This window comes from Microcella sp. (assembly GCF_051860105.1).
GTDB lineage: Bacteria > Actinomycetota > Actinomycetes > Actinomycetales > Microbacteriaceae > Microcella.
Map to the genome: position 1 here is coordinate 50015 of NZ_JBHYEO010000002.1, position 17815 is coordinate 67829.

At 70.0% G+C, this 17815-nt stretch carries 17 protein-coding genes; 5 read left to right on the plus strand and 12 right to left on the minus strand.

Annotation, left to right across the window (positions count from 1 at the left end; all coding sequences use genetic code 11):
* Nucleotides 1-22 precede the first annotated feature (22 nt).
* Nucleotides 23-805 carry an ABC transporter ATP-binding protein gene (locus ACTIE9_RS01335; protein WP_439563776.1) on the plus strand — a complete coding sequence of 261 codons (783 nt, stop codon included), beginning with the start codon at nt 23-25 and terminating at the stop codon, nt 803-805.
* A 106-nt stretch (nt 806-911) separates the two neighbouring features.
* The gene (locus tag ACTIE9_RS01340) at nt 912-1160 is read left to right on the plus strand and encodes a type B 50S ribosomal protein L31 (RefSeq protein WP_439563777.1); all 249 of its coding nucleotides are present in this window, start codon (nt 912-914) and stop codon (nt 1158-1160) included.
* A 59-nt stretch (nt 1161-1219) separates the two neighbouring features.
* On the opposite strand, the gene ACTIE9_RS01345 is transcribed toward ACTIE9_RS01340, so the two are convergent.
* The 4 genes from ACTIE9_RS01345 to treS are packed head-to-tail and all read right to left on the minus strand — an operon-like array spanning nt 1220 to nt 5482.
* Nucleotides 1220-2098: an ABC transporter permease gene (locus ACTIE9_RS01345; protein WP_439563778.1), complete on the minus strand. Its 879-nt coding sequence runs from the start codon at nt 2096-2098 to the stop codon at nt 1220-1222.
* Complete coding sequence (locus tag ACTIE9_RS01350) at nt 2098-3027, minus strand: ABC transporter ATP-binding protein (protein WP_439563779.1); 930 nt, start codon at nt 3025-3027, stop codon at nt 2098-2100. Before ACTIE9_RS01350 ends, ACTIE9_RS01345 begins: the two co-directional genes overlap by 1 nt.
* A gap of 33 nt (nt 3028-3060) precedes the next feature.
* Nucleotides 3061-3750 (minus strand): 3'-5' exonuclease, encoded by a 690-nt coding sequence (locus tag ACTIE9_RS01355; protein WP_439563780.1) that lies wholly within the window; start codon nt 3748-3750, stop codon nt 3061-3063.
* 10 nt (nt 3751-3760) lie between these two features.
* Nucleotides 3761-5482, minus strand: coding sequence for a maltose alpha-D-glucosyltransferase (gene treS, locus ACTIE9_RS01360; protein ID WP_439563781.1), 1722 nt, complete (start codon nt 5480-5482; stop codon nt 3761-3763).
* A gap of 18 nt (nt 5483-5500) precedes the next feature.
* On the opposite strand from treS, the gene ACTIE9_RS01365 reads away from it, so the two are divergent.
* Nucleotides 5501-6385, plus strand: coding sequence for an alpha/beta fold hydrolase (locus ACTIE9_RS01365; protein WP_439563782.1), 885 nt, complete (start codon nt 5501-5503; stop codon nt 6383-6385).
* A 3-nt stretch (nt 6386-6388) separates the two neighbouring features.
* Nucleotides 6389-7477 (plus strand): glycosyltransferase family 4 protein, encoded by a 1089-nt coding sequence (locus ACTIE9_RS01370; protein WP_439563783.1) that lies wholly within the window; start codon nt 6389-6391, stop codon nt 7475-7477.
* Here the strand turns inward: ACTIE9_RS01370 and ACTIE9_RS01375 are convergent.
* Genes ACTIE9_RS01375 through ACTIE9_RS01385 form a run of 3 tightly spaced genes read right to left on the minus strand, consistent with a single transcriptional unit; the run spans nt 7474 to nt 9477 of the window.
* Entirely contained in the window at nt 7474-7950 is a 477-nt protein-coding gene (locus ACTIE9_RS01375) for a YbaK/EbsC family protein (protein ID WP_439563784.1), read from the minus strand. The two genes, ACTIE9_RS01370 and ACTIE9_RS01375, sit on opposite strands and share 4 nt — an antisense overlap.
* The gene (locus tag ACTIE9_RS01380; RefSeq protein ID WP_439563785.1) at nt 7950-8585 is read right to left on the minus strand and encodes a histidine phosphatase family protein; all 636 of its coding nucleotides are present in this window, start codon (nt 8583-8585) and stop codon (nt 7950-7952) included. Before ACTIE9_RS01380 ends, ACTIE9_RS01375 begins: the two co-directional genes overlap by 1 nt.
* Nucleotides 8586-8625: 40 nt before the next feature.
* Entirely contained in the window at nt 8626-9477 is an 852-nt protein-coding gene (locus ACTIE9_RS01385; protein ID WP_439563786.1) for a Sir2 family NAD-dependent protein deacetylase, read from the minus strand.
* Between the two features lie 107 nt (nt 9478-9584).
* Between ACTIE9_RS01385 and ACTIE9_RS01390 the strand changes: the two genes are divergently transcribed.
* A complete protein-coding gene (locus ACTIE9_RS01390; RefSeq protein WP_439563787.1) occupies nt 9585-10391 on the plus strand; it encodes a TrmH family RNA methyltransferase in 807 nt (268 codons plus the stop codon).
* Between the two features lie 22 nt (nt 10392-10413).
* On the opposite strand, the gene ACTIE9_RS01395 is transcribed toward ACTIE9_RS01390, so the two are convergent.
* The 5 genes from ACTIE9_RS01395 to ACTIE9_RS01415 all read right to left on the minus strand — a co-directional run bounded on the left by ACTIE9_RS01395 (nt 10414) and on the right by ACTIE9_RS01415 (nt 17773).
* Nucleotides 10414-12495 (minus strand): alpha-galactosidase, encoded by a 2082-nt coding sequence (locus ACTIE9_RS01395; RefSeq protein ID WP_439563788.1) that lies wholly within the window; start codon nt 12493-12495, stop codon nt 10414-10416.
* 41 nt (nt 12496-12536) lie between these two features.
* Nucleotides 12537-13865 carry an ABC transporter substrate-binding protein gene (locus tag ACTIE9_RS01400; protein WP_439563789.1) on the minus strand — a complete coding sequence of 443 codons (1329 nt, stop codon included), beginning with the start codon at nt 13863-13865 and terminating at the stop codon, nt 12537-12539.
* Nucleotides 13866-13939: 74 nt separating this feature from the next.
* Nucleotides 13940-14851 (minus strand): carbohydrate ABC transporter permease, encoded by a 912-nt coding sequence (locus ACTIE9_RS01405; RefSeq protein ID WP_439563790.1) that lies wholly within the window; start codon nt 14849-14851, stop codon nt 13940-13942.
* Complete coding sequence (locus ACTIE9_RS01410; RefSeq protein WP_439563791.1) at nt 14848-15744, minus strand: carbohydrate ABC transporter permease; 897 nt, start codon at nt 15742-15744, stop codon at nt 14848-14850. The genes ACTIE9_RS01405 and ACTIE9_RS01410 overlap by 4 nt, the downstream gene beginning before the upstream one ends.
* The gene (locus ACTIE9_RS01415) at nt 15734-17773 is read right to left on the minus strand and encodes a beta-galactosidase (protein ID WP_439563792.1); all 2040 of its coding nucleotides are present in this window, start codon (nt 17771-17773) and stop codon (nt 15734-15736) included. Before ACTIE9_RS01415 ends, ACTIE9_RS01410 begins: the two co-directional genes overlap by 11 nt.
* Nucleotides 17774-17815 lie beyond the last annotated feature (42 nt).

Consider the following 17815-nt stretch of genomic DNA (forward strand, 5'->3'; position numbering starts at 1 on the left):
GGTGCTCTAGGCTGGAGGGACCATGGCCAGTCTTCTCGAGTTCGACGATGTCTCTCTGACCCGCGATGGCTCGGCCATCCTCAGCCATGTCACCTGGCAGGTGAACTCCGACCAGCGCTGGGTCGTGCTCGGGCCCAACGGGGCCGGCAAGACGACCATGCTGCAGGTCGCCGCCTCGTTCCTGCACCCCAGCTCGGGTCGCGCGGTCGTGCTCGACGAGCAGCTGGGGGCGACGGACGTGTTCGAGCTGCGGCCGCGCATCGGTTTCGCCTCGACCGCTCTCGCGCGCCGCATCCCCGGCAATGAGCGCGTGCTCGACGTCGTGATGACGGCCTCCTACTCGGTCACCGGGCGCTGGAACGAGGAGTACGACGAAGTGGATGTCCGCCGCGCGCAGCGCGTGCTGCGCGAGTGGCACCTCGATGGTTTCGAAGACCGCCTCTTCGGCACGCTGAGCGACGGCGAGCAGAAGCGCGCGCAGATCGCCCGAGCGATCATGACCGACCCCGAGCTGCTGCTGCTCGACGAGCCCGCTGCCAGTCTCGACCTCGGCGCGCGCGAAGAGCTGCTGCAGCTGCTCGGCGCCTACGCGAGCGAGCCGAGCTCTCCCGCGATGGTCATGGTCACGCACCACGTCGAAGAGATCCCGGCCGGTTTCACCCACGCCCTCCTGCTGCGGGGCGGCGAGATCGCCGCGTCGGGTGCGCTCGGCGAGGTCATCACGAGCGAGCATCTGACCGACGCATTCGGCCTCGACCTCGTGGTCGCCCGCGACGGCGACCGCTTCGCCGCACGGGCGGCCTGAGCCGCTCGACTCGGCCGGCCTCTGCTATTCTTGACCGCTGGGCCTCGTGGCCCTTCGTCGCGCACGCGTGACGTGCGCCCATCACGAACTTTCAAGGAATCCGCTCATGAAGACTGACATCCACCCCGAGTACGCCGCCGTCGTGTTCCGCGACCTGGCCTCGGGCGAGACCTTCCTCACCCGCTCCACCGTCACGAGCGACAAGACCATCGAGCTCGACGGCACGACCTACCCCGTCATCGACGTCGAGATCTCGTCGGCCTCGCACCCGTTCTACACGGGCAAGCAGCGCATCATGGACTCGGCCGGTCGCGTCGAGAAGTTCAACCAGCGCTTCAAGAACTTCGGCCAGTAACCCTGCGCCACGACGAAAGGCCCCGCTGATCAGCGGGGCCTTTCGTCGTCTCGGGCGCGCTATTCGAGCCGCGAACGGATGCGCCAGGACGCGAGCGCCGTGAACGCGAGGGCGTAGACGAGCAGAAGCGCGACGGCGAGGGGCACGGGAACGACAGTGCCCCCGACGACGGCGGTGATGCCGTAGAACTCGCTGAGCGGTGCGATCGCCTCGAATTGATCGCCGACGAGGGCACGGAGGCTCTCTTCCGTGAACTGCTGCCGCATGAGCATCGCGGACTGCGCGAACGGCAGCGCATTGACGACGTCGCGAACGACCGCCGGAAACAGCCCGATGGCGATGAACGCGCCGGCGAGGAAGCCGATCAGCGTGCCGATGACCGTCGCGAGGGCCGAGAACGCCGCCGTCGTTCGGATGAACGAGACGACGAATGCCCAGAGCGCTGCGAAAGCGACGCACGAGACGGCGATCCAGACCATCGTTATGGCGAGCGGGAGCACGCCGATCACCACGCCGTCGAGCAGGAACAGGTACGCGATACTCACCACGAGAACCACCGTCGTCATCGCGAGTGCGACGACCACGGTGGCCAGCAGGTAGCCGAGCACGAGCTGCCACCGGCGGATCGGCGAGACCATGAAGTCGCGGAACCGGCCGGACGCGACATCCTCCACGAACACCGCCAGCGCACCGAGAGACGTCGTGATCGATGTCATGGCGATGATGCCCGCGAACATCCAGGTGTCGACGAATGCGCGGACGTCGGAGGGATCGGCGTCAGGGAAGGACGCCGCAATCGAGCGCACCTGGAGGTCGGAGAGGAACAGCGCGTAGAGAAGGAAGACAATGAGCGCCCCCATCAGCGAGAAGACGACTCCGGCCCGGTCACGGAAGAACAGACGCAGGTTGCGGGCCGTGATCGTGAGGACGAGACGCATCAGCCGTTCCCTCGATCGGGTTCGCGCCCCGTGAGCGCGATGAAGACGTCGTCCATCGATCCGTGTCGGAACTCGAAGTCGAGCAGGTCGTCGGCGTGGTCGACGATCAGGCCTCGGGCGGCCGCAGCGTCAGGCACCCGCACCTCGAGCGGCTCGCCGCGCTCGCGCACCTTGAACCCGCGCGTCGACGCCAGGGCTGCGAACGCCGCCCGATCGCGCGTGACGACTGAGAGCACGCTCGAACTGTGCCGCGCCCGCAACAGTGCGGGGGAGCCGTGCGCGATGACCCGACCGCGCTCGATGATGCTCACCTGGTCGGCGTTCTCGGTCTCCTCCATGTAGTGCGTCGTCAGGAACACCGTCAAGCCGTGCGCGTCGCGCAGGTCATTGATGGTCGACCACACGATCGCCCGGCTCGCGGGATCGAGACCCGCCGTCGGTTCGTCGAGGAAGAGGATCGAGGGCGAGTGGAGGAGCGCACGCGCGATGTCGACCCGTCGGCGCTGACCGCCCGAGAGGGATCCGTACCGGCGGTCGAGAAAGTCGTCGAGGCCGATGAGAGCGGACAGCTCGGCGACGCGAGCCGCGATCTGCGAACGATCGACGAGGGAGAAGCGGGCTCGGGTGGTGAGGTTCTCGCGAGCTGTCAGGGGCGCGTCGAGCATCGAGTCTTGAAAGACCACGCCGATGTGCTCCCGCACAGAGTCGGGGTCTCGGCGTGCGTCGTAACCGTCGACGACGATCACTCCGGCGTCGTAGGACAGCAGGGTCGTGATGCACCCGATGGTCGTCGACTTGCCCGCTCCGTTCGTGCCGAGAAACGCGAACACGCTGCCAGCCTGCACATCGAACGACACCTCGTCGACGGCGAGAAGGTCGCCGTAGCGCTTCGTGAGCCCACTCACCGAGATGGATGCCGTGCCGGTCATGCAGGCAGTGTGGCAGACCTCGAGGTCGTTGCGTCAGTGCCGAACGGGCCAACCGCGATCGGCCGTGAAGTGCTGGTCGTGCTGGGTGCGCATGTAGTCCTCGAAGCTGCTGGCCTGCTGCTCGTGCCACGCCGCCTGCTGGGAGTGCAGCTCGTCGAGCGTCGCGGGCACCTTCGTGGCGTGCGCCTCGACGATCGCACGGGCCACGTGGCCGGCCGCGATCGCGTCGACGCCCGCGTCGTGCGCGCCGTCGAGGGCGACCCCGTAGTGGGCGGCGGCGGCCTCGAGCGTGCGCTTGCCCTTGCGGTAGCGGTCGACGGCCTTGTCGATGACGAGCGGGTCGACGACGGGAGCCGGGTCGACGAGAGGCGCGACCGCGTGCCGCTCGGCCTCGAACCGCAGCAGCGACAGGTCGTAGGGGGCGTTGTAGACGACGAGGGGGAGCCCCGCGCTCAACTGGGCACGGAGCTCGGCGACGATCTCGGCCACGACCTCGGCGGCCGGGCGGCCCTCGGCCCGCGCGCGCTCCGTCGTGATGCCGTGGATCGCCGCGGCACCCTCCGGGATCTCGACCCCGGGGTCGGCGAGCCAGTCACGGCGAGATACCAACGCGCCGGAGGCGTCGAGCACGGCGATGCAGGCGGTGACGATGCGCGCGGTGCGAACATCCACCCCCGTCGTCTCGAGGTCGAAGACGGCCAGGTCGCGCTGCAGCAGGGTCACGCGTGCCAGCCTAGGCCTCAGCCCCGACGACGCTGTCGCCGACGTGCAGCCAGTAGAAGCTCTGCGTGCCCATCGTGAGCGTCACACTGCCGTCGTCGTTGACCGACGGGAACGGCGCGCCCCCGAACAGGTCGCGGAGCTCGGCGCCCTCGAGGCCGGGAGCGATGATGCGGGCGGCGACCGGGTTGTGGGCGAACGAGAACACGCACAGGATGCGCTCGGGCGCATCGCCGAGGTGGGTGCCGGTGCCGCTGTACTCGCGCACGAAGGCCAGCACCGACTCGTTGTCGGTCTCGAGCACGCGCATCGTGCCGAGCCCGAAGGTCGGGTGGGCCTTGCGCACGTGGATGACATTGCGGATCCAGTGCAGCAGCGAGCGCGACTGGGCAAGCTGGCTCTCGACGTTGATCTGGTTGTAGTGGTAGACGAGCGATTGCACGACCGGCAGGTAGAGCTTGCCGGGGTCGGCGTGCGAGAAGCCGGCGTTGCGGTCGGGGGTCCACTGCATGGGCGTGCGCGAGCTGTCGCGGTCGGGCAGCCAGATGTTGTCGCCCATGCCGATCTCGTCGCCGTAGTAGAGGAACGGGCTGCCGGGCAGGCTGAACAGCAGCGCGTGTGCGAGCTCGAGCTCGGCCCGCGAGTTGTCGAGCAACGGAGCGAGACGGCGGCGGATGCCGATATTGGCGCGCATGCGCGGGTCGTAGGCGTACCAGCCGTACATCGCCTGCCGGTACTCCTCGCTCACCATCTCGAGCGTGAGCTCATCGTGGTTGCGCAAGAATACGCCCCACGCGCTGCCCTCGGGGGCCGCGACTTCTTCGCTCAACTGGCGCTGCAGCTCGGTCGCCTGCTGCGAGCGGAGGGCGTAGAAGATGCGGGGCATGACGGGAAAGTCGAAGGCCATGTGGCATTCAGGTCTCTCGTCGGTGCCGAAGAACTCGGCCACCTCATTGGGCCACTGGTTCGCCTCGGCGATGAGCACACGGCCGGGGTACTCGCGGTCCATCATCGCCCGCAGCTTCGCGATGAAGTGGTGCGTCGGGGGCTCGCTCTCGCCCGAACCGCCGTCGGACTCGTAGAGGTAGGGGATCGCGTCGAGCCGGAAGCCGTCGACGCCGAGGTCGGCCCAGAACCGCACGACGTCGAAGATCTCGTCGTGCACCTTCGGGTTCTCGAAGTTCAGGTCGGGCTGGTGCGAGAAGAAGCGGTGCCAGTAGAACTGCCGGCGCACGGGGTCGAACGCCCAGTTCGACTCCTCCGTGTCGACGAAGATGATGCGCACGTTCTCGTACTTCTCGTCGGTGTCGCTCCACACGTAGTAGTCGCCGTAGGGCCCCTCGGGGTCTTCGCGCGAGGCCTGGAACCAGGGGTGCTGATCGCTCGTGTGATTGATGACGAGGTCGATGACGATGCGCATGTTGCGCTCGTGCGCCTTCGTCACGAGTTCGCGGAACTGCTCGACCGTGCCGAACTCGGGCAGCACGGCCGTGTAGTCGGCGACATCATAGCCGCCGTCGCGCAGCGGGCTCTGGAAGAACGGCGGAAGCCAGAGGGCGTCGACGCCGAGCCACTGCAGGTAGTCGAGCTTGCTGATCAACCCGGCGAGATCGCCGATGCCGTCGCCGTTCGAATCCATGAACGAGCGCACCATGACCTCGTAGAAGACGCTGCGGCGATGCCACTGCGGGTCGAGGGCGAGTCCGGGCAGGGTGATGGGGGCGGTGAACGACACCTGCCTAGACTAATCACGATGACCGCCCCCTCTCCGTACGCCGACGCCCTCGCGCGCATCCCCGCCCGCGACCGCACGCTCGAGGTGCTCGGGGTCTCGACCCACCTGGTCGAGTACGGGCCGCTCGACGCCGACCGCACGGTCGTTCTCGTGCACGGATTCCGGGGCGACCACCACGGGCTGGGGCCGGTCGTGGCGCAGTTGCCGGGCATCCGCTTTCTCGCTCCCGACCTGCCCGGTTTCGGCACGAGCGAGCCGCTCGCCGACCGGCCGCACGACATCGAGGGCTACGTCGCCTGGCTCGACGCCTTCCTGCACGCGGCGGGCGTGCACGGCACGGCCGTGCTGCTGGGCCACTCCTTCGGCTCGATCGTCGTCGCAGCGGCCGTGGCGAGCGGGGTTCCGACGCCGCGCGTCGTGCTCGTGAACCCCATCGGCCAGAACGCGCTCGCGGGGCCGCGCGGGGTGCTCACGCGCCTCGCCGTCGGCTTCTACCGCGCGGGCGCCGCCCTGCCCGAGGCGCTCGGCTTCGCGGTGCTGCGCAGCCGCCTGGTCACGCGCATCATGAGCGTGACGATGGCGAAGACCGACGACAAGGCTCTGCTGCGCTGGATCCACGAGGAGCACGATCGCTACTTCTCGGCCTTCGCGAATCGCGACAGCCTGCTCGAGGCGTTCCGGGCATCCGTCTCGCACGATGTCTCGGAGTACGCCGCCGACGTCGCCCCGAGCACACTGCTGATCGTCGCCGACGAGGACGACATCACGCCGCTGGAGGCGCAGCGGCACCTCGTGACGCTGTTCCCGGATGCCCGCCTCGAGATCATCGAGGGCGTCGGCCACCTCGTGCACTACGAGAAGCCGGTCGAGGCGGCCGCCGCCATTCGAGAGTTCCTGGCCTAGCGCGTGAAGATCGTCGTCGATTGCCGCTACGTGCGGTTTCCGCGCCACGACGGCATCAGCCGATTCACGGCGGGCCTCGTGGATGCCCTGCGCCCGCTGCTCGCTCCCGGCGAGTCGCTCGAGCTGCTGATCAGCGATGAGCGGCAGCTCGCCATGCTGCCCGCTGGGGTGCCCTGGCACCGCGTGAGCGGCCCCACGAGCCCGCGTGAGCCCTTCGTGGCCCGCCAGGTCAATCGCGTGCGCCCCGACATCGTCTTCAGCCCCATGCAGACCATGGGGGCGCTGGGGCGGCGCTACCCGCTCGTGCTGACGCTGCACGACCTCATCTACTACGCGCATCCCACGCCGCCGCGCGATCTGCCCTGGGCCGTGCGCCTCGGGTGGCGGCTGTACCACCTGGCGTGGTGGCCGCAGCGGCTGCTGCTGAACCGCGCCGACGCCGTCGTCACGGTGAGCGAGACAACGCGCGCGCTCATGCGGCAGCACCGGCTCACCCGTCGCTCGATCACGGTCGTACCGAACGCCGCAGACCGGCCGGCATTCGTCGCTCCGCGCACCCGTCCCGAGAGCATCGAGCTCGTCTACATGGGCTCGTTCATGCCCTACAAGGGCGTCGACACGCTCGCCGCGGCGCTGCACCACCTGCCCGGCGCGCGGCTGCACCTGCTCAGCCGCATCCGCCCCGCCGACCGTGAGCGCTTCGAGGCGGCGGTGCCGCACGGGTCGCTCGTGGTGCATGACGGCGTGAGCGATGAGGAGTACGCCAGCCTGCTCGACAGCGCGACGGCGCTCGTGACCGCCTCGCGCGACGAGGGCTTCGGCATCCCGCTCGTCGAGGCCATGGGGCGCGGCACGCCCGTCGTCGTGAGCGACATCCCGATCTTCCGCGAGATCGGCGGAGACACGGCGCTGTATGCGGCGGCGGGGGATGCGGAGGCCTTCGCCGCCCGCATCACCGAGCTGCTGGCGCCGGGGGAGTGGGAGCGCCGCTCGGCCGCCGCCCCCGCCGAGGCGGCGCGCTTCGACTGGGGCCGGTCGGCCGCGGTGCTGCTCGAGCTGCTGCGTGAGCAGGCCGCGCTGGGCCGTCGCTAACGAGTGCCGATGTCGGCGAGCTCGCCGCCCGTCCACTCGACGAGCTGCTGCGGGGTCGCCGGGAAGACGTCGTAGGCGCTCCCCGCGGCTGACCACACCGTCTCGAAGCGCAGGAGGTCGCGGTCGACGACCGTGCGCACGGGGGCCGGATGCCCAAGCGGGGGAACGCCGCCGATCGAGTATCCAGTGGTCTCCTTGACGGTCTTCGCGTCGGCTTTCTCGATGCGGGCGCCGAGCACGCCTGCGAGGGCTTCGAGGTCGGCGCGGTTGTCGCCGCACACGAGCGCGAGCACGGGCTCTCGCGTGTCATCGCTGTGCACCGCGACGAAGACGAGCGACTTGACGATCGCGCCGACCGCGCAGCCGACGGCGGCCGCGGCTTCGGCGGCCGTGTGGGTCGAGTCGGGCATCCGCTGGGGCGTGATCGGCAGGTGCGCCGTCGCGGTCAGGAAGCGCTCGGGCCCGCTCGCCATCAGCGGCCCTCGCGCTCGCGCTCGGCGAGGCGGTTCTGCTGCTCGAAGTCGTCGGCGAGCGGGAAGATCGACTGCTCGTCGATGGGGTCGTCGAAGGCGACGAGCTCGATCGCCCCGTCGGCGTGGCGGAACGAGTGCACGGAGCCGTTGGTGATCGGCTCGCGATGCCGGCCGGGCGCGACCGTCTCGAGCACGCTGCGGATGACGCCGCCGTGCGCGACGACGATCACGGCCTCGCCAGGGTGCCGCGCGGCGAGATCGTGCAGGGCGGCAACAGCACGCTCCGCGACGGCCTCGCGCGGCTCGCGACCGGGCACGTCGGCACCGTCGGGGAACTTCGCGTCGATCTCAGGACCCGTGAGCCCCTCGGCCTCGCCGTAGTCGCGCTCGGCGAGACGCTGCTCGAGCTCCGGCTCGCCGAGGCCCACGTGCTCGCCGATCAGCCGCGCCGTCTCAGCGGCGCGCGAGAGGGGCGAGGCGACGAGAGCCGTCCAGCGTCGGCTGGCGAGCAGAGCACCCGTTGCGCGGGCCTGCTCGCGCCCCGTGTCGTTGAGAGGGATGTCGGTAGAGCCCTGGATGCGCCGCTCGCGGTTCCAGTCGGTCTCGCCGTGGCGCACGAGTGCGAACACCGTCATGAGGATTCCCTTCAGCGGGCCCTCGACGATCGAAGGCCGATCAGGGCAGCAGAGCGGCGCTGAACGCGGCCAGTGTCTCCGTCGTGCCCGCGTCAATCTTAAGGGCGGCACGCGCGTCGGCCTTCGTCTCGCCGCGGTTGACGATGATCGTGGGGATGCGCTTCTTGGCGGCGAGGCCGACGAGCCGGATGCCCGAGTTGACGACGAGGGAGGAGCCGAGCACGAGCAGGGCATCCGATCGCGCCACGATGCCGCGGGCCTCTTCAAACTTCACGGGCGGAACGAACTCGCCGAAGAACACGATGTCGGGCTTGAGGGTGCCGCCGCAGACCGAGCACTCGGGCACCTGGAACCGCGAGACGTCGGCCACCTCGGCGTCGCCGTCGGGGTTCATCGTCGCCTCGGCGTCGCTCAGCCAGGGGTTGAGACGCGCGATGCGCTCGGCGATCGCGCCGCGGTCGAAGGTCTGGCCGCAGTGCAGGCACGTGACGCGGTCCATGCTGCCGTGCAGGTCGACGACGCGGCGGCTGCCGGCGCGTACGTGCAGGCCGTCGACGTTCTGCGTCACGACGCCCGTCACGACGCCGCCGTGCTCGAGGTCGGCGAGCGTGCGGTGGCCCGCGTTCGGGCCTGCCGACGCGAAGCGCTCCCAGCCGAGGTGGCTGCCGGCCCAGTAGCGCTTGCGATACGGCTCGTCGGCGAGGAACTGGCTGTAGGTCATGGGCGTGCGCACGGGCGCGCCGACGCCGCGGTAGTCGGGGATGCCCGAGTCGGTGCTCACGCCGGCCCCGGTCAGCACGGCCACGCGGCGACCCCGCAACAGCTCGATCGCTTGCTCGACGGCGGCACGCGCGGCCGCGTCGAGCTCGACGAGCGGTGCGGCGATCGACATGGGGCCTCCGGGGTACCTTCCCTCGCAGACTAGAACGCTCTGGTTTCGGATATGTTTCCGGAGGCTGGCAGGGCGACTCGCGTCCGCCGGGCGGAAGGCGGGCATCCATGCGCATCGAGCAGATCACGACGCTCGACGAGCCCGCCCTCGCCGACTACGCGCGTCTCACCGACGTCGCCCTGCGCGTCGCGACCGAGCCTCAGGGCGGGCTCTACATCGCCGAGTCGATCACGGTCATCGGCCGCGCGCTGCGGGCCGGCCACGTGCCGCGCTCGGTGCTGACGAGCGAGCGCTGGCTGCCCGACCTCGAGGCGCTGCTGGGCGACCGCGACGTGCCCGTCTATGTCGGCGAGGCCGGGTTGCTCGAAGAACTCACGGGCTTCCACCTGCACCGCGGTGCGCTCGCGAGCATGCATCGGCCCGCTCTGCCGACCGTGACCGAGGTGCTGCGGGATGCCCGCCGCGTCGTCATCGTCGAAGACGTCGTCGACCACACCAACGTGGGGGCGATCTTCCGCTCCGTGGCGGGCCTCGGGGCGGATGCCGTGCTCATCACCCCGCGCTGCGCCGACCCGCTCTACCGCCGCAGCGTGCGCGTGTCGATGGGCACGGTGCTGCAGGTGCCGTGGACGCGCCAGCCCGAGTGGGACGAGGCCGTGCCGCAGCTGCATGCCGCGGGCTTCACGATCGCGGCCCTCGCGCTGGCGGACGACGCGGTGGGGCTGCGCGAGTTCGCTGCGGCGGCTCCCGAGCGCGTCGCGATCGTCGTCGGCACGGAGGGCGACGGTCTGAGCCGCGCCGCGCTCGAGGCGGCCGACGTCGTCGTGACGATCCCCATGGCGCACGGCGTCGACTCGCTCAATGTCGCGGCGGCGAGCGCCGTCGCTTTGTTCGCGCTGCAAGCGCGACAATAGGCGCAGCGCGCTTTGTTCTCGATCAGTCGAGCGCGATCGCGCGCAGCAGCAGCGCCTGTTCCGGCGCGAGCAGCGGCACGTGCAGCCCGAGGTCGGCGAGCAGCCGACCCGTGACCGTGATGCCGCCGTCGGCGATCCACGCCGGGGGAGCATCCTGCACCGCGTGCGGTGGCCCCCCCACGGTCAGCGGTTCGACGCGGTAGCGCCGGTCGGGGTCGAGGCCGGGGAACCGCAGGGGCGGCGGCACGGCGACCGACGCGGTCGCGAGCGTGACGAGAGCGATGAGCGCCTCACTGCCGTCGGGCGCGACGAGGCCGTGCACGTAGCGGTCATCGCCGGGCTCGTCGGTGCGCACCGTACGGCCGGTCGTGAGCAGCGGGCGCACGAGCTTGACGGTCGCGACCCAGTCGCGCAGGGCGTCGAGCTGGGCGGCGTCGGCGGTCGTGACGTTCCACTCGATGCCCGCGCTGCCGAACAGCGCCGTCGCGAGGCGGAACGAGAGGTCGTGCGTGCGGCCCGTGATGTGCGCGCGGGGGGCACCGACGTGGCCGCCGAGCAGCTCGGGCGGCATGAGCAGGCCGCTGTAGCGCTGGATGCGCTGCCGATCGAGCGCGTCATTGGTGTCGCTCGTCCAGAAGCGGTGCACGCGCGCGGCCATGCCGAGGTCGACCCGCGCGCCGCCCGAGGCGCAGCTCTCGATCGCGACGTGCGGGAACCGCGCGCGCAGGTCGTCGATGAGCGCGTACACGGCGCGGGTGTGCGCCGCCGCGGTGCCGGCGTGCTGGTCGCGGTTGTGATCCCACTTGAGGAAGGCGATGGGGTACTCGGTCAGCAGGGCGCTGAGCGTCTCGAGCAGGTGCGCCCGGGCCGCGTCGACCGTGAGGTCGAGCGTGTGCTGGAAGCGCCAGGTGGGGGGATGCTGGCGGTCGGGTGCGGCTTCGGCGAGCATCCATTCGGGATGCTCGCGCGCGAGCCGCGAGTCGGGGCTCACCATCTCGGGCTCGACCCACAGGCCGAACTCCATGCCGCGCGCCACGACCGCGTTGGCCAACGGGTGGAGTCCGGAGGGCCACCGCTCGGGGTCGACCGTCCAGTCGCCGAGAGCTCGGCGGTCGTCGGTGCGGCCCGCGAACCATCCGTCGTCGAGCACGAAGCGCTCGATGCCGAGATCGGCGGCGGCATCGACGAGCGGCATGAGCGATTCGAGCGCGTGGTCGAAGTACACGGCCTCCCACGTGTTGAGCACGACGGGGCGGTGCGTCGGGGGAGTCAGAGCGCGCACGAACGGGTGCAGGCGGTCGCTCAGTCCGTCGAGGCCCGTGTTCGACCAGGCGAGCACCGTCTCGGGAGCCGTGTAGGTCTCGCCCGCGGCGAGCACGATCTCGGCCGGGTCGAGCAGTTCGGCGGCCAGCAGGCGGCGGTGGCCCGTCGGCAGCGACTCGACGCCCGTCGTGCTGTTGCCGCTCCAGGCGTGGTGCAGCGCCCAGACCTCGCCGGTGCGGAAGCCGAAGCCCGGCGTTCCGAGCACGGTCAGGAAGGGGGCGTCGTGGCCGGGGCGGCCGCGGCGCTGGTCGCGCAGGTGCAGGCCGTCGCGCACGGTGCCGCGTTGCGGCCTCCGCTCACCGGCCCAGAGCCCGCTGAAGTCGAGCAGATCGCTCGCCCGGGCGGGAACCGGAAGGGTCGCGGCGAGACGGTGCAGGTCGACGCCCTCGGGGGCTTCGGCGCGGGCATCCATCGCGATCACGACGACGCCCTCCGGAGAGAGCCGCACGGTCCAGCCCACCGTCAGCAGCGGGCCGTGATCGTCGTGCACGAGTAGCTCGACCGCGATCGAGCCCTCGTCGGCCGTCAGACCGGTGCGATGGATGCGCATCGGCAGGCGCGCAGGGCCGGCCCCGACGCGGTGGGCGATGAGCGCGGGGAACCCGCTCCACCCCTCCGCCGGGCCCGCGAGGATCGAGGGCACGAGAGGGAGATCAGGCGAGCTGGGGGCGACCGCGGGCAGTGCGGCCGCCACCAGCTCGAGCATGGTCGGCTCGACGTCACCGAGGTCATGACCCCAGTGCGCGAGCCGTGGCACGGCCGTGCCGCGGGCGTCGAGCACGAAGCTGACACCCGCGGCACGGAGGTGGAGAAGCGAGATACCTACTCCTTGACGGGAATCGAGGCCGCCTTGAGGGCTGCGATCGTGGCGTCCTGACCAGCGGTCAGAGCATCCAGAAGCGTACCGCTGCCCGAGACGGCACCGGAGAAGCCGTCAGCGACATCGTTGTAGACCTGCGTCATGGTCGGGCCCCACGTGAAGTTGGGATCGACGTTGTTGCCGGCCTCGGCGAAGACCTCGTAGATCTTCTGTCCGCCGTAGAACTCCACACCCTCACCGAAGACCGGGAGGTTCGCACCCTCGATCGTGGCGGGGTAGATGTTCGCGGTGCGGTTCATCGCGGTCAGCGCGTCGGCATCCGTGTTGAGCCACAGAGCGAACTGCGCGGCCTCGTACGGGTGGTCCGAGCCCTTGAGCACCGCGGTGGTCGAGCCACCCCAGTTGCCCGCGGCGCTGGCGCCGGCCTCCCACTGCGGCATCGGGGCGACAGCCCAGTTGCCGGCGGTGTCAGGCGCACCGCTCGCGATGGTGTTGGCACCCCAGACGGCGGAGACCCACGTCCACAGTTCGCTCGAGTTGTAGGCGGCGTTCCACTCGTCGGTCCACGGCGGGTAGACAGCGACGAGGTCGTTGTCGATGAGGCCCTGCCAGTACTCGGCCACCTGCGTGGTCTCGGCACCGGTCAGGTCGACCGTCCAGCCGTCGGCGTCGTTCGAGAACCACTCGCCGCCCGCCTGCCACACCAGGCCCGCGAAGGCGTTGATGTCGCTCTGCGAGAAGTTGTTGATGTAGCCGCCCTGAGCACGGATCTGCACCGCGGCAGCCTCGTACTCCTCCCACGTGGTGGGAACCGGGATGCCGGCCGCCTCGAACAGGTCGGCACGGTAGAACATGGCCATGGGGCCGGTGTCCTGCGGGATCGCGTAGACCGCGTCCTCTTCGCCGAAGGTGACCTGGCTCCAGGTCCACGGCACGAACTGGTCCTCAGCCTCGAGGATTCCCTCGCAGGCCGCGATGTTCTCGAGGCCGTCCTGCACGCGGAAGTTCGGCATCGCGTCGAACTCGATCTGACCGAGGTCGGGCGCGTTTCCGGCCGCGAGCTGGTTGAAGAAGTTCTGGTAGGTGCCGCCGTTGCCGTTCGGGCCCGTCTGCACCTCGACCTGGATGTCGGGGTTCTCCTCGTTCCAGATCGCCACGGCCTCCTCGACGCCGGGGAGCCAGCTCGTGAAGGTGAGGGTGACGGGGCCGTCGGAGGGAGCGCAGTCGCCGCTCGCACCGGGGGCGTCAGTGCCGCCGGTCGAGCAGGCCGTCAGCGCAAGTGCGGAGATGGCCGCGATGGCCCCCGCACGTGCGACGAGTGAGATCGCCATGCTGTGTTCCTTTCGATTGGTGGTGGTGCTGCTCCGCTCAGCCGTCGTGCGGCTGAGGGACTGTCGGCGGATGCTCACTTGAGCCCGCCGTTCGCCAACCCCGACTGCCAGAACCGCTGCAGCGCGAGGAAGGTGACGATGAGGGGGATGATCGACAGCAGCGACCCGATGACGACGAGGGCGCGGATGTCGGGGATCTGGCTCACCTGGGTGTTCCAGACGTAGAGACCCAGCGTGACGGGGAACAGGTTCTCGTCGCGCAGCATGATGAGCGGCAGGAAGAAGTTGTTCCAGATCGCCACGAACTGGAAGAGGAAGATCGTCACAAGGGCCGGGGCCATGAGACGCGTGGCGACCGTGAAGAAGGTGCGAACCTCGCCCGCACCGTCGATGCGCGCGGCCTCGATGATCTCGTCGGGCACGCTCGCTGCGGCGTAGATGCGCGAGAGATAGACGCCGAAGGGGCTCACGAGGCTCGGCAGCAGCACGGCCCAGATCGTGTTGGTGGCGCCCGCCTGGCTGAACAGCAGGAAGAGCGGGAGGGCGAGGGCCGTCGCGGGCACGAGTACCCCGCCGAGGATGACGTTGAAGAGCGTCTCGCGGCCGCGGAACGTGTACTTCGCGATCGCGTACCCGGCCATGGCCGCGATGAGCGTGGCGAGGAGAGCGCCGACGCCCGCGTACAGGGCGCTGTTGCCGAGCCACAGCAGGAAGACGCCGTCGCGGTAGCTGACGAGCGCCGCGATGTTGTCGAACAGCGCGAAGTCGGCGAACCACAGGGGGTTGGTCGTGGTGAAGTCGGCCCGCGTCTTGGTCGAGGCGACGAGCAGCCACCACAGCGGCGTGAGGAAGTACAGCGTGGCGACGATCATGACCGCCATGGCGACGGTGCGGGAGACGGCGCTCTCGCGGATGCCTCCGTCGCGAGCGGGGCGCTTCTTCAGGCCCTGCGTGCGCAGCGCGCGGGTTTCGGTCGAGACGGTCATTGCGCGGTCCTCCGCTGCGTGAGCTTGAGCACGGTGAACGAAAGCACGAAGGTCGCCAGGGCGAGCACGACCGACATGGCGGCGGCGAGGCTGATGTTCGGCACCGACGCGGTGGAGTAGATGGTGAGGTTCGGGGTGAAGGTGCTCGTGACCGCGTTCGAGAAGCTCTGGAACACCTGCGGCTCAGCGAGCAGCTGCAGGGTTCCGATGATCGAGAAGATGCCGGTCAGAACGAGCGCCGGCACGACGAGCGGGATCTTGATCGACATCGCGATGCGGAACTGCCCGGCACCGTCGAGGCGGGCGGCCTCGTAGATCTCCTGCGGGATCGACAGCAGCGCCGAGTAGATGATGAGCATGTTGTAGCCCACGTAGACCCAGGTGACGACGTTGGCGATCGACCAGAGCACCGTCTCGGCCGACAGGAGGTCGAGGCTCGCGGTCACGGCGGTGAAGGGCGAGAGGTTCGGCGAGTAGAGGAAGCCCCACATGATCGCGGCGATGACGGCGGGCACCGCGTACGGCGCGAAGAAGGCGAGCCGGAAGAACTTCGAGCCCCGCACGAGCGGCGAGTCGAGCAGCAGGGCGAGCACGAGCGCGACACCGAGCATGATCGGCACCTGGACGACGCCGAACAGCAGCACGCGCCCGATCGACGCCCAGAACGGCTCGTTCTGGAAGACCGCGATGTACTGGGTGAGCCCGCCGAACACCTGGACGGCCGGGCCGAACGTACCCTCGCGCTCGACCGTCAGCAGCGACTGGTAGATCGCGTAGAGGATCGGCACGAGGTAGAACAGCACGAACAGCGACCCGAAGGGGATGAGGAAGAACGCGAGCGCCTTCCGATGGCTGACGGCTCTCGAGGCTTTGACGGCTGTGTCACGCGCCACGATCGCTCCTCTCTGAGATGACGACGCGCACGGCTCCTGCAGGCAGCGGCGTGGCGTCGGCGACCGTCTCGCCCGAGACCAGGTCGAGACCCGCGAACGGCACCGTGATGGGCTGCGCGCGGTGGTTGATGATGAACGTGAACTCCTCGGTCGCCGAGTGCCGCGTGACCACGTCGACGTCGGGCCCGACCTCGATGACCGGAACGCCCGCGTCGGCGCACAGGCGGCGCAGCAGCGCGAGCACTCCATCGTCATCCAGAACCGTCGCGCTGTACCAGGCCGACCCCGTGCCGACGCGGCGCCGGGTCAGGGCGGGGGATGCCGCGGCGGGGCCGTCGACGAAGGTCGCGATCACCTCGGCATCGATCACGTGCACCGCTTCGCTCCAGATGCTGCCGCGGGCGCCCGAGGAGAGTGCGACGATCGCCTCGGCCGCGAGCGGACGGAACTCGTCGACCATGATCCCGAGCAGGTCGCGGAAGGCTCCGGGGTAGCCGCCCGGGCGGATGGCGTCGTGCTCGTCGACGATGCCGCTGAAGGGCGTGATGAGAACGGTCGCGCCCGCCTGGGCGGCCTCCGCGATCGACGCGGCCGCGGCATCCGTCACGGTGTAGAGAGTCGGCACGACCACGAGATCGTAGGCGCTGAGGTCGGCCTCGGGGGCGACGACGTCGACCGTCACACCGAGGGCACGCAGCGCGCGATGGTATCGGTGCGCCTCGGGGAGGTAGCGCAGCAGGCTGCTGGGCTGGGTGTCACCCTCAGCAGCCCACCATGCCTCCCACGAGAACACCAGGGCCGCGCGCGAGTGCACTCGCGATCCGACGACGGGGGAGAGCCGGTCGAGCAGGGCCGAGAGCTCGACACTCTGCGCCCAGCCCGCTCCGGCCGTTCCGCTGTGCGGCAGGAGCGCGGAGTGGAACTTCTCGGCGCCGCTGCGCGAGGCGCGCCACTGGAAGAAGCAGATCGAGTCGGCGCCGCGTGCCACGTGCCCGAGCACGGTGCGCACGAGCTCGCCCTCGCGCTTGGCGTGGTTCACCGGTTGCCAGCTGACGGCGCTCGTCGACGTCTCCATGAGCATCCATGATCCGCCGTCGGCGAGGCCGCGGGTGAGATCGGCGCTGAAGGCGAGCTCGGCGAGCGGGTCGGCGAGACGGTGATCGAGGTAGTGGTCGTTCGCGATGAGGTCGAGCTCAGGAGCCCACCGGGCGTAGTCCTGCGTCTGGATGTGCGCCGTGACCATGAGGTTGGTCGTGACCGGGGCGCTCGACCGCGACTGCAGCACGGCGGTCTCGGCACGGTAGTGGTCGAGCAGGGCATCGGAGGAGAATCGCTTGAAGTCGAGCAGCTGCGCGGGGTTGCCCGCCGAACGGGTGGTGCGCGGCGGCAGGACGTCGTCCCAGTGCCCGTAGCGCTGGCTCCAGAACGCTGTGCCCCACGCGTCGTTGAGGGCGTCGAGCGTGGCGTAGCGGTCGCGCAGCCAGGTGCGGAAGGCGCGCGCCGAGGCGTCGCAGTAGCAGAGCGCGTTGTGGCAGCCGAGCTCGTTCGAGACGTGCCAGAGCGCGAGAGCGGGGTGATCGCCGTACCGGTCGGCCATCGCGGTGACGAGCTCGAGCGCCTTCTGCCGGAACACGGCGGAGCTCGAGCACCAGGCCTGGCGCCCGCCCGGCCACGCGATCGTGCCGTCGGCTCCCTGAGGCAGGGTCTCGGGGTGGAGGCGTGCGAGCCATGGCGGCGGCGACGAGGTTCCCGTGCCGAGGTTCACCCGGATGCCCGCCGCGTGCAGCAGGTCGAGGATGCGGTCGAGGCGGCTGAAGTCGAACGGACCAGGCTGGGGCTGCAGCTGGGCCCAGCCGAAGATGTTGATCGCGACGAGGTCGACACCCAGGTCGCGCATGAGCGCGATGTCGTCGTGCCAGACCGATTCGTCCCACTGCTCGGGGTTGTAGTCGCATCCGAGGGTGATCGTGCCCGTGGCCCAGCCCGGCACGAGCGGCTGCTCGTGGCTGAGGGTCAGGGGAGTGGTCACAGGCCGTCCTTCCGCAGGCGGGGTCAACATCGTCGTCGCTCC

Coding starts and splice junctions, on each gene's coding strand:
- ACTIE9_RS01335 (WP_439563776.1), top strand. CDS start 23: ATGGCCAGTCTTCTCGAGTTCGACGATGTCTCTCTGACCCGCGATGGC.
- ACTIE9_RS01340 (WP_439563777.1), top strand. CDS start 912: ATGAAGACTGACATCCACCCCGAGTACGCCGCCGTCGTGTTCCGCGAC.
- ACTIE9_RS01345 (WP_439563778.1), bottom strand. CDS start 2,098: ATGCGTCTCGTCCTCACGATCACGGCCCGCAACCTGCGTCTGTTCTTC.
- ACTIE9_RS01350 (WP_439563779.1), bottom strand. CDS start 3,027: ATGACCGGCACGGCATCCATCTCGGTGAGTGGGCTCACGAAGCGCTAC.
- ACTIE9_RS01365 (WP_439563782.1), top strand. CDS start 5,501: ATGACCGCCCCCTCTCCGTACGCCGACGCCCTCGCGCGCATCCCCGCC.
- ACTIE9_RS01375 (WP_439563784.1), bottom strand. CDS start 7,950: ATGGCGAGCGGGCCCGAGCGCTTCCTGACCGCGACGGCGCACCTGCCG.
- ACTIE9_RS01380 (WP_439563785.1), bottom strand. CDS start 8,585: ATGACGGTGTTCGCACTCGTGCGCCACGGCGAGACCGACTGGAACCGC.
- ACTIE9_RS01385 (WP_439563786.1), bottom strand. CDS start 9,477: ATGTCGATCGCCGCACCGCTCGTCGAGCTCGACGCGGCCGCGCGTGCC.
- ACTIE9_RS01390 (WP_439563787.1), top strand. CDS start 9,585: ATGCGCATCGAGCAGATCACGACGCTCGACGAGCCCGCCCTCGCCGAC.
- ACTIE9_RS01400 (WP_439563789.1), bottom strand. CDS start 13,865: ATGGCGATCTCACTCGTCGCACGTGCGGGGGCCATCGCGGCCATCTCC.
- ACTIE9_RS01405 (WP_439563790.1), bottom strand. CDS start 14,851: ATGACCGTCTCGACCGAAACCCGCGCGCTGCGCACGCAGGGCCTGAAG.